Source organism: Amycolatopsis sp. NPDC104863 (assembly GCF_055582965.1).
Window position 1 is genome coordinate 140,253 of record NZ_JBVJOW010000006.1, and the last position, 15,233, is coordinate 155,485.

Sequence of the window (15,233 nt, forward strand, 5' to 3'; positions counted from 1 at the left end):
GACGGTCCGGAGTAGTTCACCCGATCGGTGAGCACCCGGAAAGTCAATTTCGGGAAATACGGAAAGTCCGGGATCTATGCGCAGCAGCATCGCCCGCGGGTGGTGGGTCCTTCCGGTGGTCCTTTCGGCCCTTTTCTGCGCCGGGTGCCAGTCGGGGTCCGGGGTTTCGCACTACCCCGAAGCCGTCGACGCCTGCAAGCTGCCCGGCGCGGACACCCTCGCCCGGCTCGCGCCCGGGACCGTCGAAATCCCGGCGAGCTCGGTCAAGACGGCCGACAGCAAGGTCGTGCCCACCGACCGCTCCAACGACGACAACGCCCTGACCAGCTGCAAACGGCTGTTCGCCCGCGACCTCGGCGGCGGCAAGCCCAACCTGCAGGACTACCGGCTGGTCACGATCGCCGTCGTCCGCTACACCGACTCCGACGCCGCCCAGGGCGCCACCAAGGCCACCCAGCTGATGACCGACGCACTGGCCGACCACTCGGGCGTCCGGCTCGCCACCGGAGTCGGCGACGAAGCCGGGTTCTCCGAGCAGTGGGCGGCGGTCCGCACCGGCAACGTGGTGCTGGGCCTGGCGATAGCCGACGGCGGCACGGAAGCCGCCCTGATCCCGCCCGCGACCCTCGACAACGTCCAGGCCGTGGTCACCGACATGACCAACACCCTGCAGCGCGACTACAAGGGCTGAGCCGTCAGGACCGGGGCTCGAGGCGCACCACGATGGCCTTCGACACCGGGGTGTTCGACTTCTCCGCCACCGAGTCCAGCGGCACCAGCGCGTTGGCCTCCGGGAAGTACGCCGCCGCGCAGCCGCGGGCCGTCGGGTAGGACACCACGCGGAACTCCGGTGCGCGGCGGTCGCCGTCGCGCCACTCCGAGACCAGGTCGACCAGCGCGCCGTCGGTCAGGCCGAGGGAAGCCAGGTCGTCCGGGTTCACCAGGACCACGCGGCGGGCGTTCTCGATGCCGCGGTAGCGGTCCGACAGCCCGTAGATCGTGGTGTTGTACTGGTCGTGGCTGCGCATCGTCTGCAGCAGCAGCCGGCCCTCGGGCACACTCGGGTACTGCAGCTCGGACACCGTGAAGTTGCCCTTGCCGTTGGCCGTGCCGGTGAACTCGCGGGAGTCGCGCGGCGCGTGCGGCAGCACGAACCCGTCCGGCTCGCGGACGCGCCGGTTGTAGTCCTCGCAGCCCGGCACGACCCGCGAGATCCGGTCGCGGACCAGGTCGTAGTCGGTCTCGAACGTCCGCCACGGCACGGCGTGCCCGGCGCCGAAGAGCTTTTCCGCGAGCCGGCAGACGATCGCGACCTCCGAGAGCAGGTGCTCGCTCGCCGGCTTGAGGCGGCCGCGGGAGGTGTGCACCTGCGACATCGAGTCCTCGACCGTGACGAACTGCTCGCCGCTCGCCTGGACGTCGCGCTCGGTGCGGCCGAGCGTCGGCAGTACCAGCGCGGTGCGGCCGTGCACCACGTGCGAGCGGTTCAGCTTCGTCGAGACGTGCACGGTGAGCGAGCACGACTCGAGCGCCTTCTCCGTCGCCTCCGTGTCCGGGGTCGCCGACGCGAAGTTGCCGCCGACGGCGAAGAACACCTTGCCGCGGCCGTCGCGCATCGCGCGGATCGAGTCGACCGTGTCGAGGCCGTGCTCGCGGGGGACGTCGATGCCGAACTCGCCGACGAGGGCGTCCATGAACGACTGCGGCATCTTCTCCCAGATGCCCATCGTCCGGTCGCCCTGGACGTTCGAGTGCCCGCGCACCGGGCACAGCCCCGCGCCCGGCTTGCCGATCATCCCGCGCATCAGCGCCAGGTTCGCGATCTCCGAGATGGTCGGGACGGCGTGCTTGTGCTGCGTCAGGCCCATCGCCCAGCAGTAGATCGTGCGCTCGGAGGTGGCGATCATCCGCGCCACCTTCTCGATCTGCTCCCGCGGCAGCCCGGTCGCGCGCTCGACCTCCGGCCAGTCGATCTCCCGCAGGTGCTTCGCGTAGTCGTCGAAGCCCTCGGTGACCCGGTCGACGAAGTCGCGGTCGACGATCGAGCCGGGCGCCTCCTCGTCCCAGGCGAGCAGCAGGTGCCCGACCGCCTGGAACAGCGCGAGGTCGCCGCCGAGGCGGATCTGGGCGAACTCGTCGGCCAGCGGGGTGCCCTTGCCGACCACCCCGCGGACGTTCTGCGGATTCTTGAACCGCATCAACCCGGCTTCGGGCAACGGGTTCACGGCGATCACCTGAGCGCCGTGGCCCTTGGCGACCTCGAGCGCCGAGAGCATCCGCGGGTGGTTGGTGCCCGGGTTCTGCCCGACGACGACGATCAGGTCGGCCTGGTGGATGTCGGCCAGGCTCACCGAGCCCTTGCCGATGCCGGTGGTCGCCGCCAGCGCCGCGCCGGAGGACTCGTGGCACATGTTGGAGCAGTCCGGCAGGTTGTTCGTGCCGAACGAGCGCACCATCAGCTGGTAGAGGAACGCGGCTTCGTTGCTGGTGCGGCCCGAGGTGTAGAAGAACGCCTCGTTCGGGTCGGTCAGGGCCTTCAGCTCACCCGCGACCAGCTCGAACGCGTCGTCCCAGGAGATCGGCTCGTAGTGCGACGCGCCTTCGCGCAGCACGAACGGCTCGGTGATCCGGCCCTGCTGGCCCAGCCAGTAGTCGGTCTTCCCGCGCAGCTCCTCGACGGGGTGCGCGGCGAAGAACTCCGGGCCCACCCGCCGTTTCGTGGCTTCTTCGGCGACGGCCTTCGCGCCGTTCTCGCAGAACTCGGCCAGCTTGCGCTTCTCGCCGTCGACCTCGCGGGGCTCGGGCCACGCGCACCCGGGGCAGTCGAAGCCTTCCCGCTGGTTCAGCAGCCGCAGCGCCTTGACGGTCCGGCCGGTGCCCATCTGCTCGACGCTGCGCGCGAGGGACACGGCCACGCCGGGGATCCCGGCCGCCCAGCCCTTCGGCTTGCCCACCTCGAGGCGGGCTTCGTCCACGTCCTGCGCCGGCGCTTCACGGGTCATGGGGTCCATCGTGCGCCTTCATGATCGTGCGGGCGAACAGGGGGTGCGTCACACCTTGGCGGCGCGCAGCCCGCGGTCGGCGACGGTGACGGCCAGCAGCAGCACGCTGATGACGACCAGCGCGATCGCCAGCCGGTGCAGGCCGGCCGAATCGGCGTGCGGGCCGTAACACAGCGCGATGAGCGTCGAGGCCACGATCGCGCCGAGGTACTGGGCCGTGCGGAACAGGCCGCTGGCCGTGCCCATCTGCTCGGCCGGCGCCTCGCGGTAGAGCGTCGTCTGGTTCGCGACGCTGGTCAGGCCCTGGGCCAGCCCGAACAGCGCGGCCAGGGCGAGCAGCGCGCCGACCCAGGTGCCGTCGTGCACGAGCAGCAGCAGCGCCGAGCCGCCGAGCAGGGCCACCGCGACGGTGACCAGCCGGGCCTTGATCCCGGACGCGCGCCCGGAAAACGCCGCCGCGCACACCGCCGTGCCGGACATCGGCAGCAGCATCAGCCCCGCGGCCTCCTCGGACAGCTGCCGCGTGGTCTCCAGCCACTGGACGTAGCCGAACATGATCGCGTAGATGGCCATGAAGCTCAGCGCCTGCCGCAGGTAGGTGCGCAGGATCGCGCGGTTGGCCGCGAGCATCCGGAGGTCGAGGAACGGGTCCGCCCGCCGCAGCTCGACCAGCGCGAACGCGATCCCGAGCGCGGCGACGACGGCGAGCAGCCAGACGTCGGCGCCGGGGTTCATCAGGAAGAACAGCAGCGCCAGCAGCGTCGCGGAGAAGAGCGTGATGCCCAGGACGTCGATCGGCTTCGCCGTGCGCGCGCCGCGGTCGTCCTTCGGCACCCACAGCAGCGCCAGCACCAGCGAGAGCCCGGCGAGCGGAATGTTCACCGCGAAGATCGCGGGCCAGCCGAAGAGGCCGATCAGCACCCCGCCGAGGGTCGGGCCGATCACCATCACCGTCTGCGCGGACATCGACAGCACCGACAGCACCCGCGCGGGCACGCCCTGGCCGCTCGCTTCGGCGTGGTGGCGCAGCACGGCCATCGCGGCCGGGAACCCGGCGCACGTGCCGAGGCCCAGGACGACCCGCACGCCGGTCAGCCAGCCGACGGAGAGCGGGATCATGCCGGCGATCCCGGCGATGATCACCAGCGTCGCCCCGCCGAGCAGGACGCGCCGCGCGCCATAGCGGTCCACCAGCAGGCCGACCACCGGCTGCCCGACCGCGGTGGCCAGGTACAGCGCCGAGATCAGCCACGCGGTCTGGCCGGGGCCGGCGCCGAAGCTCTGCCCGATCGGCACGAGCGCGACGGCGATCAGCGTGGAGTTGATCGGGTTGAGCACCGCGCCGGCCACCAGCGGGGTGACCAGGCGGGCGCCGAACTTGGCGGGTGCGGTGACGGTGCTCGTCAGGACGCTCCTATCTCTTACCGGCCGACGGGGTCTTAGTGTTGAGCGGCGCGCTGAAGCAAGGGCAGCGCCCGCGTGACGGCCTCGAGCTCGGCGGCGGTCAGCTCGTCCAGCAGTGCCTGGGCGAGCCATTCGTCGCGGTGCTGGAGGATGCCGCGCACGGTGTCCGTGCCGGCCTCGGACAGGCTGATGACCACGCGGCGCCGGTCGGCCGGGTCGGGGGTGCGGGCGAGGTACCCCAGCTCGTCGAGGACACCGAGGGTGGCGGCCATCGACTGCTGCCGGACGTGCTCGGCCGCGGCCAGCTCACCCTGGGTGCCCGGGCCCTCGCGGTAGAGGCGGTTGAGGACGGCCGACTGCGACGGGGTCAGGATCCCCGCGTTGTCGACCTGGCGCAGCCGCCGGTGCAGCTGCGCGACCACGCCGCGGAGCCAGCCGGCGGTCTCGGCCACGTGCGCAGGTACTTCGCCCATGCACACAGGTTAACTGTACAGCCCAGACTGTGCATCTGGATGTGACGCACTCCCGGCCGGGAGTGCGCTCGGGTCAGTGGCAGTCGTCGAAGGTCGGCACCGGGTACTTCGGGTCGTAGTAGCCGGGCGCGTCGTGACCGCCGGTCGACGGGCCGGTCCGCGGGTTCGCGTAGTTCGGCGCCAGCAAGCCCTCGTTGGCGGCGGCGCACCCGACCGACCACGTCGCGCTCTGGCCACCGTCCAGCCACAGTCCGTGGCTCGACTTCGCGACGCTCGAACCGGTGGCGACCACGTACGTCTCGTCCACGCGCAGGAAGCTGACGATCTCGTTCGGGCTGGTCAGCCCCTCGGGATGGACGTTGTCGAAGGCGTAGGCGACGACGTACTTCGCGTCGACGGCCAGTTCGCCGGGCTTCTCGCCGGCGTGCGCGGTGAGCGTGCCGAACGTGCGGGGGCCCGCGTCGAGCAGGTGGTAGCCGTCGGCGATCTCGGTCAGGTAGGCGTTGAAGCCGGCCTGGTCCTTCGACGGCTTCGCCGCGAGCCGGGGTGTCATCTGCTCGCGCTGGTCCGGGGCGAGGAGCGCGAGGAACGCCTTCGGGTCGTGCGAAAACAGCACGGCCGGGTCGAGGTGGGCCGCGGTGATGGCCTGCCGGGCCCGCGCGTAGGCGTCGGCGACCGCTTCGGCCTTGAACGAGCCAATCGCGGCCGCGGCGGGCGAGGTGATGCCGCCGAGGCCCTTGGTCCAGTCCTGGGCAGGGGTGTTCGCGTACGGGTAAGCCAGGTCGACGTGGGCGAACTGCGCCACCTGGGTCGGGTTGGGCGTCTCCGGGATCGCCTCACGCGCCGGAGGACGGCCGGCCAGCACGATGCCCGCGACGGTCAGGCCGAGGATCGCCACGAAGACGGCGAGGATCCACCAGCGGGTGCGCGGCTTCCGGGAGCGGCGTCCGCGCTGCTGCTTCCGGAGCTGCTTGCGGTCCTTCTTGGCGCCCAGCCAGGCGTCGGTCTGCGCGTGCTTGCGCCACTCCGGGTCCATCAGGTCCGGGTGCGAGTCGAGCAGGTTGTCGTCGTCCACGTGCTTCCCCCAGGGTCGATGCCTGATCATCGACGGCGGGGGACGAGCGTTACGGGTTCAGCCGAAGAAGACGAACTCGTTGACGCCGATCCCCTGGATCTGGTGCACGATGATCGCCGCGGCGACCAGGCCGGCCACCAGGAGCAGGGCGAGCACACCCGGCCAGCGGCTCTGCCCTGGCTGCTGGAACCCGCTCGCGCGGCGCTCCCGCTTGCGGCGCTTCTTCAGCTCCTTCTTCGCGCCCAGCCAGGCGTCCCGCTCGGCGTAGCGCTGCCAGTCCGGGTTCGCCAGGTCCGGGTGCGTCTCCAGGCGCCGGTCGTCCGGATCCTGCGGCTGTTGGGGCTCTGCCATCCCGAGTGCCTTCCCCCTGGGTGACCCGCCGTGACGGGTTCGTAGACTTGTCCATTGTGACCGAGAACGCTCCGCAGCAGACCACCGACCTTCCGGGTGCCTGGGACCCGGCCGCCGAGGAAGCACCGATGTACGACCGCTGGGTAGCGGCCGGGTACTTCACGGCCGACGCCTCGTCGGGGAAGCCGCCGTTCTCGATCGTACTGCCGCCGCCGAACGTGACCGGTTCGCTGCACATGGGCCACGCGCTCAACCACACCCTGATGGACGCGATGAGCCGCCGCCGTCGCATGCAGGGCTACGAGGTGCTGTGGCTGCCAGGCATGGACCACGCGGGCATCGCGACGCAGAACGTCGTCGAGCGCCAGCTGGCCGGTGAGGGCCTTTCGCGCCACGACCTGGGCCGGGAGAAGTTCGTCGAGCGCGTCTGGGAGTGGAAGGCCGAGTACGGCGGCAAGATCCTCGGCCAGATGAAGCGCCTCGGCGACGGCGTCGACTGGTCGCGCGAGCGGTTCACCATGGACGAGAACCTTTCGAAGGCCGTCCAGACAGTGTTCAAGAACTTCTTCGACGAGGGCCTGATCTACCGCGCCGAGCGGATCATCAACTGGTGCCCGCGCTGCCAGACGGCGCTGTCGGACATCGAGGTCGACCACAGCGACGACGACGGCGAGCTCGTCTCGATCCGCTACGGCGACGGTGACACCGCGATCGTGGTGGCCACCACCCGCGCCGAGACGATGCTGGGCGACACCGCGGTCGCCGTCCACCCGGACGACGAGCGGTACGCGCACCTCGTCGGCACCGAGGTCGAGCTGCCGCTGACCGGGCGGCGCATCCCGATCGTGGCCGACAAGCACGTCGACCCCGAGTTCGGCACCGGCGCGGTCAAGGTGACCCCGGCGCACGACCCGAACGACTTCGAGATCGGCCGCCGGCACGACCTGCCGATGCTGACGATCATGAACGAGCGCGCCGAGATCACCGCGCCGGGGCCGTTCGAGGGCCTCGACCGGTTCGAGGCGCGCCCGGCAGTCGTCGCCGCGCTGCGGGAGGCCGGCCGGATCGTGGCCGACAAGCGCCCGTACGTGCACGCGGTCGGCCACTGCTCACGCTGCGACACGGTCGTCGAGCCGCGGCTGTCGCTGCAGTGGTGGGTCAAGGTCGAGGAGCTGGCCAAGCTGGCCGGCGACGCGGTCCGCGACGGCCGGACGAAGATCCACCCGGCCGAGCTGGGCAAGCGGTACTTCGACTGGGTCGACAACATGCACGACTGGACGATCTCGCGCCAGCTGTGGTGGGGCCACCGGATCCCGGTGTACTACGGCCCGGACGGCGAAGTGGTGTGTGTCGGCCCGGACGAGCAGCCGCCGGCGGGTGAGGGCTGGACGCAGGACCCGGACGTGCTCGACACGTGGTTCTCCTCGGGCCTGTGGCCGATGTCGACGCTGGGATGGCCCTCGTCTTCTGCCGATTTGGCCAAGTTCTATCCGACCAGTGTGTTGTCGACGGGCTACGACATCCTGTTCTTCTGGGTCGTCCGGATGATGATGTTCGGCGTGCACCAGATGGACGGCAAGCAGCCGTTCGACCACGTCTACCTGCACGGGCTGATCCGCGACGCGCAGGGCAAGAAGATGTCGAAGTCGCGCGGCAACGTGATCGACCCGCTGGAGTGGATGGACGCGTACGGCGCGGACGCCACCCGGTTCACCCTGGCCCGCGGCGCGAACCCGGGCGCGGACATGGCCCTGGCCGACGAGTGGGCGGCCGGTTCCCGCAACTTCTGCACGAAGCTGTGGAACGCGACGAAGTTCGCGATGATGAACGGCGCTTCGGTCGCTTCGCCGTTGCCTGACGCTGCTTCTCTCACGGAGTCCGACCGCTGGATCCTCGGCCGCCTCGGCGCGCTGGTGTCCGAAGTGGACGGCCTGTTCGAGGACTTCCAGTTCGCCAAGGTGGCGGGCGCGCTCTACCAGTTCACCTGGAACGAGCTGTGCGACTGGTACCTGGAGCTGGCGAAGGTCCAGCTGTACCAGGGCGACGACGCTCGGGTCGCGGCGACGCGGTCGGTGCTGGGCCACGTGCTGGACACGGTGCTGAGGTTGCTGCACCCGTTCATCCCGTTCATCACGGAGAAGCTCTGGACGGCCCTGACCGGCGGTGCGTCGCTGGTGGTCGCGGCCTGGCCGGCACCGTTCGAGGGCTATGCGGACTCTTCCGCGGACGCGCGGATCGCGGACGTCCAGAAGCTGGTGACGGAGATCCGCCGCTTCCGCGCGGACCAGGGGCTGAAGCCGGGCCAGAAGGTGGCGGCCCGCCTGGCGGGCTACTCGGGCGGCCACGAGGAGGCGGTCCGGTCACTGGTCCGGTTGACGGCACCGACGGAGGAGTTCGCGGCGAGCGCGTCCCTCGAGGTCGCACTGGCGGCCGGCGTGGTGACGGTGGAGCTGGACCTGTCGGGCACGGTCGACGTGGCGGCAGAGCGCAAGCGCCTGCAGAAGGACCTGGCGGCGGCGGAGAAGGAGCTGTCCCAGACGGAGGCGAAGCTGGGCAACGAGGCGTTCATCGCGAAGGCCCCGGCCCCGGTGATCGACAAGATCAAGCTGCGCAAGGAAACGGCGGTGTCGGATATCGACCGCATCACGGCGAGGCTGGCGGCTCTGCCGGCTTCCTGAGGGTGGTGACGAACGAAGCCCGGCGCTCCTTCGGGAGGGCCGGGCTTCGTTTGTGCCCGGGGGTGAGAACCGGCGCGGCCCGGCTCCGTTGCACGCGGACCGGAGGCCCGTCCCGACCGAATTGATCGGGGAATCGGCTCACAGCTGGAATCCGGCCTTTCCCGGCCGACATACTGGGCTCCGGATGAGCGGAATGGGCGTTCGCGCAAGCGGGCCTGCCGCCCCGAACCACCGGATACGCCGAACAGGAAAGAGCCGATGTCGTCCAGCGATCCCACGGTGCCGGTGACGGCATTGTGCGCACCCCACGCCCGCGTGGTGCGAGGGCTTTATCTGACCGTCTTCAGCAGCATAGTCGTGCTGGCCGCCGTGATCTGTGGTGCGGGCATTCCGGTCCTGGTGGCCTTGCCGGCCGCGAGCGGTGCGGCGCTCGCCGCCGTGGCAGCCGTCAACAGCCTGCTCGGACGCGGCGTCCGGCCGCCGGTCTGAGGAGAGCTCGATGATGGCGAGGCCAGGCCGGCCGGAGACGAGCCTCGATCCCGGATCCGGTCCCGAAGCGCGGTTCGGTTTCGCCCTTCGGCAATTGCGCAAGAACGTGGGTGGCCCGACCTACCGGGAAATGGCCGCGCGGCCCGGTGTGCACTTCTCCGCGTCCGTCCTTTCGACTGCGGCGAACGGCAAAACAATCCCGCCATGGGCCCACGTGCGTGCTTACGTGATTGCCTGCCGGGGGGTGAACTGCCCGGACGCGCTCGAGTACTGGCAACAGAGGTGGCGATTGCACCGCACCGAGCTGGGCGAAGATTGTGGAGTGCCGGGGGCCGGCGGCAAGGCTTCGAAGTCTCGGAACAGAGATGGGCGACAGCTGCGACGGCTGCTGGTGACCATCGGGACGGTGATCGGCGCCGGTGCCGCGGCCGCGGTGTTGGCGCCCGGCGCGGTGGCGCCGCCGGCGACACAGCTCGAACTGGGCGTCCGATGCGTCGCCGGTCCCCAGCCCCTGAAAGAGCGACGAGAAGCCCCCGCGCCGGTGCGCGTCTCGGCCGGCGAGCTGCTCGGCAAGCCCTACGACGTGGGCTACCGCGTCACCGTGGGGCGGGGCGGCGAAGCCGGGGACGGTGTCCGGAAGGTCTGGTGCACCCTTCACTACGAAGTGCTCCGGGTGTCACCCGATCTGGTCACCGGACTGTTCGTGGCCACGGTCGGTGTGCCCGAGGAAGGCGCGACCGGATCCGCCGTTTCCGTGCAGCTCGGCGGCGCCGTGCTGGTCGGCAGTGCGGTTCCGGCTCCCGAGGCCGGGACGGTCGGGGGCCGGGACGGTCACCGCTCGATCGAGGTCAGCCGACCGGTTCCCTCCGAGCCGGGGTGGCACACGGAGAGCGTCGTCTTCGAGTTCGCCGGCGTCCCCTCCGAGGAGACGACCGTGGTGATCGCCGACCCGGCCGTGCGGCTGTTGAGGTGGCTCGGCGGCGGTTAGCGGCTCAGCCGGAAGAGCGCCGTGCCCCGTTGCCGAGACCGGCGGGCACGGCGCCCCGGCCGAGCTGCCGGACGAGTTCGCCCGGCTGGTGCTGGACTTCGTCAGCGCACGGACTTGAGCACCACCGCGGCCACGCCCGCCATCCCCGCCTTCAGGGGGTGGTAGGCGGCCGCGACGAACACGTTCTGGTCCTTGCCGTTGATCCACGCCGACCCGCCGCGCGCGCAGGCGTCGTGCCCGCGGGACGGGCCGAACGTGTCGACGAACGTCGTGTCGCCGTCCGCGTCGGCCGCGTCCGAAAGGGCCTGGTTCAGCTCGCGCTCGACCTGGTTCAGCCACGCGTAGTCGCCGTCCGCGAACGGCAGGACGTCCGGGCAGTAACCGCTCTCCGGCGCGATGCGCGGATAGCCGACCACCAGCACCCGCGCGCCCGGCGAACGCTCGTGGACCGCCGCCAGCACCGCCTCGACCCGGGCGCCGGTCTGGGTGATCGCCTTCTGGATCGTGTCGACGCCGTTGGTCGTGAAGTGCTCTTCGCACGGGTTGCCGGTCGGGTCGCTCGCGCGCAGCCCCGGGCACGTCGACACGATGCTGCCGAACACGCCGAAGTCGTTGCCGCCGATGCCGAGGGTGACCAGGTCGGTGTCGACGCGCAGCGCGCCCAGCTGCGGCGGGTTGGTGCCGTTGAACGGGACCGCCTGGGGCCGCGTCATGTTCGTCGTGTCGGCGCCGCCGCAGCTGACGTCGTCGAAGTCGCCGACGTTCAGCGTGTCCGCCAGCACGGACGGGTAGTTCGCCGTCGAGCGGCCGCAGCCGAGCGGGTCGGTCCGCTGGACCGGGATGAACGGGCCCGACGTGTAGGAGTCACCCAGGGCGACGTAGTGGTGGATCCGCGGGGCCGCCGACGCGGCGGTCGCGGTGGTGGTGAGGAGCATGGCTGCCGAGACGACCGCGAGGAGCAGCCGGGTGTTGCGCATGAAGACCCCGTTCTGGTTCCGGAAACACTCCTTCCAGATCTAGCGAGCGCGGGGCGCTTCGGGGCCGGACTTCACCCGCCTGTCGGGTCACCGTCTTCACGTTCACGGTAAGTGACCAGGGTGCGCCAGAACAGCAACGGCCGGACCGTGCTCCCGGGCAGCAGCCGGGCCGACTCACGCCGCAGCTCGGCCAGCGTCGGGTAGTCGTCGACGACCGGGGCCCGCGGGCCGTCCTCCGCGCCGCCGTTCAGCCGCTCGCCGGCGTAGACGACCAGCCGGGCCAGCGCGTCGACCGGGACCGCAGCGGCCGCCCGCGCCCAGTCCACCGGTGTGCTCGGCCGCGCCAGGGCGAGCACGACGAGCACCCCGCCCGGCACCAGCGCGCGGCGCAGCTTGGTGAGCGTCCCGGGCGGCATGTGGTGCAGGGACGCCAGGCACGAAACGAAGTCGTAATGCTGCTCGGGCAGGGCGTCGGTGGTGATGTCGGCCTGCCGGTAGACGATCTTGCCCGGCCCGGGCGACCCCAGGCCCGACGCCGCCTCGACCATCGCCGCCGAGACGTCGACCGCTTCGACCGCCATCCCGGTCGCGGCCAGCCGGCGCGCGAACCGGCCGGTGCCGCACCCGACGTCCAGCGCGATCCCCGGCCCGGGCGGCAGCTGGTCCAGCAGCAGCGGGTGGTAGTGGTCGTTGTGGTTGAACGGCATGGGTCGAGAGTGCCACCTGTCACGCACGTAGACTCGCAAGCAAGTGCCAAAACCCCAGGCCGGAGGAGATTCAGTGCCGCAGGATGAGACAGGTCGCAGGCCGGACCTGTCGGATCTGGACAGCTTCGCGGGCGTCGACGAGCTCGGTGCCGAGGGGTACGAGGACTCGGACGACCACGACCCGGAGCTGGACGCGCGGGACACCGCGTTCGACGTGGGCGGCGGCTCGCGCGGCGGGATCGGCGGCGTCGGCCAGCTCGGCGACAACCTCGCGACCGGCCCGGTGCCCGACCTGAGCGTGCCCGAGGACACCGAGCTGCACGAGCTCGACGACCAGGGCGAGCCCGCGGTGTACGGCAGCCCGGACGGGCCCGAGGCGCGGCGCGAGCTGATGGCCGTCGAGGCCGAGCTGAACCAGCGCTGGCCGGAGACGAAGATCGAGCCGTCGCTGACCCGCATTTCGGCGCTGACGCAGCTGCTGGGCGAGCCCAACCGCGGTTACCCGGTGCTGCACGTCGCCGGCACGAACGGCAAGGGCTCCACCGCCCGGATGATCGACGCGCTGCTGACCCGGATGGGCCTGCGTGTCGGCCGCTACACGAGCCCGCACCTGCAGCTGGTCACCGAGCGGATCGCGCTCGACGGCCGGCCGATCTCCGCCGCCCGGTACGCGGAGCTGTGGCACGACATCGCGCCGTACGTGGCGATGGTGGACGGCGCGGCCGCGGACGGCGTCGCGATGAGCAAGTTCGAGATCCTCACCGGCATGGCGTTCGCCGCCTTCGCCGACGCGCCCGTCGAGGCCGCGGTGATCGAGGCCGGCCTGGGCGGCGCCTGGGACGCCACGAACGTCGCGGACGCCGACGTCGCGGTCATCACCCCGATCGGCATCGACCACGTCGAGTACCTCGGCCCGGACATCCTCGGCGCGGCGCGCGAAAAGGCGGGCATCATCAAGCCCGGCTCGGTCGCGGTCATCGCCGAGCAGGACCCCGAGGTGCAGAAGGTGCTGCTCGAACGCGCCGTCGAGGTCGACGCCGCGGTCGCCCGCGCGGGCAGCGAGTTCGGCGTGCTGGAGCGCGAGGTCGCCGTCGGCGGGCAGCTGCTCAGGCTGCAGGGCCTCGGCGGGGTGTACGACGAGATCTTCCTGCCGCTGCACGGTGCCCACCAGGCCGCGAACGCCGCGCTCGCGCTGGCCGCCGTCGAGGCGTTCTTCGGTGCGGGCAAGGACAAGCAGCTGGTCCTCGAGGCCGTCCGCGAGGCGTTCGCGGAGGTCGAGACCCCCGGCCGGCTCGAGCGGGTCCGCTCGGCGCCCGCGGTCATGATCGACGCCGCGCACAACCCGCACGGCGCCCGCGCGCTCGCCACGACCGTGGCCGAGGAGTTCGCCTTCCGCCGCCTGGTCGCGGTGGTCGGCGTGATGGCCGAAAAGGACGCCCACGGCATCCTCGACGCGCTGGAGCCGGTGGTGTCCGACATCGTCGTGACGCGCAACTCCTCGCCGCGCGCGATGCCGCTGGAGGAGCTGAACCAGCTGGCGATCTCGGTGTTCGGCGAGGACCGCGTCGTCGCCGAGACGGACCTGGAGACGGCGATCGAAACGGCGATCGCGCTGGTGGAGACCAGCGACGACCCCGAGGAGCCGCTCGCGGGTGGCGGGGTGCTCGTCACCGGTTCGGTGGTCACCGTGGGCGAAGCGCGCACGCTGTTCGGGAAGGAGCCGGCATGACGGAAGCGACTCCCAAGCCGAAGGACCCGATGAAGGGCTTCCGCGGCGTGATGTCGGGAACGCTGATCATGGAGGCGATCACGGTCGCCCTCGCGCTGCCGGTGGTGAACAAGCTCGGCGGCGGGATCGGCACCGGCACCGGGTGGACGGTCATCGCGGTGGCCGTCCTGCTCATCGTGACCTGCGGGTTCGTGAAGCGGCCGTGGGCCGTGCCGCTGCTGCTCGCGCTGCAGGTGGTGCTGATCGCGCTGGTGTTCTGGCTGCCCGCGATCGCCGTGCTGGGCGTGATCTTCCTGGCGGTCTGGCTGTGGCTGCTGTGGCTGCGCAAGGACGTCGCCCGCCGGATGGCGGCCGGCACCCTGGCGAGCCAGCAGCAGCCCCAGGCCTAGAGGTAGTCGCCGGTCGCGACGTCGTCGAGCAGGCCCGGCCGGGTCGGCGCCCAGCCGAGCAGCTCGCGGGTGAACCCGCTGCCGACCGGCGCGTCGAAGGCGTAGGCCAGCGCGAAGAACGGGCTGGCGAAGTGCGTCGAGGCCTCCTCGGGGGTGAGTGAGACCGCGGGCAGGCCCAGGCCGTCGGCGATCGTCTCCGCGATGTCCTTGAAGGGGACGTTCTCGGCCGCGCCGTGCAGCACGCTGCCCGCGGGCGCGCCCTCCAGCGCCAGCCGGAACAGGACGGCCGCGTCGAGCCGGTGCACGGCGGGCCAGCGGTTGGCGCCGTCGCCGACGTAGGCGGACTTCCCGGTCTTGCGCGCGGTGTCGATGAGCATGGGGATGAAGCCGTGGTCCCCGGGACCGTGGACCGTCGGCGCGAGCCGGACGACGTTCGCGCGCACCCCCCGGGCGGCGAACTCCAGGCAGGCGCGCTCGCCGGCGATCCGGAAGGCGGCGAGTCCGGCCGTGTCCGGCTCGTCCTTCTCGGTGCTCTCGCGCCCGGCGGGCATGACCAACGTGCCCGAGGTGCTGACGAACGGCTTGCCGGTGTTCTCCAGCACCGCGCCGAGCGTCTCGATCGCCGTCCGGTCGCGCCGTTCCATGTCGTCCGGATCGGCGAAGTCGCCGCCGAAGGCCATGTGCAGGACCCCTTCGGCGGCTTCGGCGCCGCGGCGCAGGCTGCCGAGGTCCTCCAGGGAACCGCGGTGCGGGGTGGCGCCCAGCGCGGTCAGCCGGTCGGCGGCCGCGGCCGAGCGGGCCAGCCCGGTGACGCTGTGGCCGGCCTCGATCAGTTCGGTGACGACGGCCGGGCCGGTTAGGCCCGAACCGCCGGTGACGAAGACGTGCATGGACGTGCTCCCGAGGTAGTGACAGTGACTGACACTACGAACCGTACCTCGTAGTGTCAGTCACTGTCACTACGGGTACGC

Annotated in this window: 14 protein-coding genes; 6 read left to right on the top strand and 8 right to left on the bottom strand. The window is 71.4% G+C overall.

Annotated features, from left to right (window positions below):
* Positions 1 to 76 precede the first annotated feature (76 nt).
* A complete protein-coding gene (locus ACZ63J_RS31335; protein WP_465399457.1) occupies positions 77 to 691 on the top strand; it encodes a hypothetical protein in 615 nt (204 codons plus the stop codon).
* A 4-nt stretch (positions 692 to 695) separates the two neighbouring features.
* On the opposite strand, the gene ACZ63J_RS31340 is transcribed toward ACZ63J_RS31335, so the two are convergent.
* From ACZ63J_RS31340 to ACZ63J_RS31360, 5 genes are all read right to left on the bottom strand, one after another.
* Positions 696 to 3,002, bottom strand: coding sequence for an FdhF/YdeP family oxidoreductase (locus tag ACZ63J_RS31340; protein ID WP_465399458.1), 2,307 nt, complete (start codon positions 3,000 to 3,002; stop codon positions 696 to 698).
* 48 nt (positions 3,003 to 3,050) lie between these two features.
* A complete protein-coding gene (locus ACZ63J_RS31345) occupies positions 3,051 to 4,352 on the bottom strand; it encodes an MFS transporter (RefSeq protein WP_465399459.1) in 1,302 nt (433 codons plus the stop codon).
* A gap of 89 nt (positions 4,353 to 4,441) precedes the next feature.
* The gene (locus ACZ63J_RS31350) at positions 4,442 to 4,879 is read right to left on the bottom strand and encodes a MarR family winged helix-turn-helix transcriptional regulator (protein WP_465399460.1); all 438 of its coding nucleotides are present in this window, start codon (positions 4,877 to 4,879) and stop codon (positions 4,442 to 4,444) included.
* Positions 4,880 to 4,952: 73 nt separating this feature from the next.
* A complete protein-coding gene (locus ACZ63J_RS31355) occupies positions 4,953 to 5,954 on the bottom strand; it encodes a hypothetical protein (protein WP_465399461.1) in 1,002 nt (333 codons plus the stop codon).
* A gap of 57 nt (positions 5,955 to 6,011) precedes the next feature.
* Entirely contained in the window at positions 6,012 to 6,305 is a 294-nt protein-coding gene (locus ACZ63J_RS31360; protein ID WP_465399462.1) for a hypothetical protein, read from the bottom strand.
* Positions 6,306 to 6,361: 56 nt separating this feature from the next.
* On the opposite strand from ACZ63J_RS31360, the gene ACZ63J_RS31365 reads away from it, so the two are divergent.
* The 3 genes from ACZ63J_RS31365 to ACZ63J_RS31375 all read left to right on the top strand — a co-directional run bounded on the left by ACZ63J_RS31365 (position 6,362) and on the right by ACZ63J_RS31375 (position 10,460).
* Positions 6,362 to 8,983, top strand: a complete 2,622-nt coding sequence (locus ACZ63J_RS31365) for a valine--tRNA ligase (protein WP_465399463.1) — start codon at positions 6,362 to 6,364, stop codon at positions 8,981 to 8,983.
* Positions 8,984 to 9,241: 258 nt separating this feature from the next.
* Positions 9,242 to 9,472, top strand: a complete 231-nt coding sequence (locus ACZ63J_RS31370; RefSeq protein WP_465399464.1) for a hypothetical protein — start codon at positions 9,242 to 9,244, stop codon at positions 9,470 to 9,472.
* A gap of 10 nt (positions 9,473 to 9,482) precedes the next feature.
* Complete coding sequence (locus tag ACZ63J_RS31375) at positions 9,483 to 10,460, top strand: hypothetical protein (RefSeq protein WP_465439706.1); 978 nt, start codon at positions 9,483 to 9,485, stop codon at positions 10,458 to 10,460.
* A 101-nt stretch (positions 10,461 to 10,561) separates the two neighbouring features.
* On the opposite strand, the gene ACZ63J_RS31380 is transcribed toward ACZ63J_RS31375, so the two are convergent.
* Together ACZ63J_RS31380 and ACZ63J_RS31385 are read right to left on the bottom strand one after the other, a co-directional pair.
* A complete protein-coding gene (locus tag ACZ63J_RS31380; protein WP_465334745.1) occupies positions 10,562 to 11,437 on the bottom strand; it encodes an SGNH/GDSL hydrolase family protein in 876 nt (291 codons plus the stop codon).
* A gap of 71 nt (positions 11,438 to 11,508) precedes the next feature.
* Positions 11,509 to 12,144, bottom strand: coding sequence for a class I SAM-dependent methyltransferase (locus ACZ63J_RS31385; protein WP_465399466.1), 636 nt, complete (start codon positions 12,142 to 12,144; stop codon positions 11,509 to 11,511).
* Between the two features lie 73 nt (positions 12,145 to 12,217).
* Here ACZ63J_RS31385 and folC point away from each other — a divergent pair, with 73 nt between their 5' ends.
* Both folC and ACZ63J_RS31395 read left to right on the top strand, forming a co-directional pair.
* Complete coding sequence (gene folC, locus ACZ63J_RS31390; protein WP_465399467.1) at positions 12,218 to 13,873, top strand: bifunctional tetrahydrofolate synthase/dihydrofolate synthase; 1,656 nt, start codon at positions 12,218 to 12,220, stop codon at positions 13,871 to 13,873.
* Complete coding sequence (locus ACZ63J_RS31395; RefSeq protein ID WP_465313135.1) at positions 13,870 to 14,262, top strand: DUF4233 domain-containing protein; 393 nt, start codon at positions 13,870 to 13,872, stop codon at positions 14,260 to 14,262. The genes folC and ACZ63J_RS31395 overlap by 4 nt, the downstream gene beginning before the upstream one ends.
* On the opposite strand, the gene ACZ63J_RS31400 is transcribed toward ACZ63J_RS31395, so the two are convergent.
* Positions 14,259 to 15,152: an SDR family oxidoreductase gene (locus tag ACZ63J_RS31400; protein WP_465399468.1), complete on the bottom strand. Its 894-nt coding sequence runs from the start codon at positions 15,150 to 15,152 to the stop codon at positions 14,259 to 14,261. The two genes, ACZ63J_RS31395 and ACZ63J_RS31400, sit on opposite strands and share 4 nt — an antisense overlap.
* Positions 15,153 to 15,233 lie beyond the last annotated feature (81 nt).

Bases quoted from the DNA above. Each gene is read 5' to 3' on its own strand.
- ACZ63J_RS31335 (WP_465399457.1), top strand. From the start codon at position 77: ATGCGCAGCAGCATCGCCCGCGGGTGGTGGGTCCTTCCGGTGGTCCTT.
- ACZ63J_RS31340 (WP_465399458.1), bottom strand. From the start codon at position 3,002: ATGACCCGTGAAGCGCCGGCGCAGGACGTGGACGAAGCCCGCCTCGAG.
- ACZ63J_RS31350 (WP_465399460.1), bottom strand. From the start codon at position 4,879: ATGGGCGAAGTACCTGCGCACGTGGCCGAGACCGCCGGCTGGCTCCGC.
- ACZ63J_RS31360 (WP_465399462.1), bottom strand. From the start codon at position 6,305: ATGGCAGAGCCCCAACAGCCGCAGGATCCGGACGACCGGCGCCTGGAG.
- ACZ63J_RS31370 (WP_465399464.1), top strand. From the start codon at position 9,242: ATGTCGTCCAGCGATCCCACGGTGCCGGTGACGGCATTGTGCGCACCC.
- ACZ63J_RS31375 (WP_465439706.1), top strand. From the start codon at position 9,483: ATGATGGCGAGGCCAGGCCGGCCGGAGACGAGCCTCGATCCCGGATCC.
- ACZ63J_RS31380 (WP_465334745.1), bottom strand. From the start codon at position 11,437: ATGCGCAACACCCGGCTGCTCCTCGCGGTCGTCTCGGCAGCCATGCTC.
- ACZ63J_RS31385 (WP_465399466.1), bottom strand. From the start codon at position 12,144: ATGCCGTTCAACCACAACGACCACTACCACCCGCTGCTGCTGGACCAG.
- ACZ63J_RS31395 (WP_465313135.1), top strand. From the start codon at position 13,870: ATGACGGAAGCGACTCCCAAGCCGAAGGACCCGATGAAGGGCTTCCGC.
- ACZ63J_RS31400 (WP_465399468.1), bottom strand. From the start codon at position 15,152: ATGCACGTCTTCGTCACCGGCGGTTCGGGCCTAACCGGCCCGGCCGTC.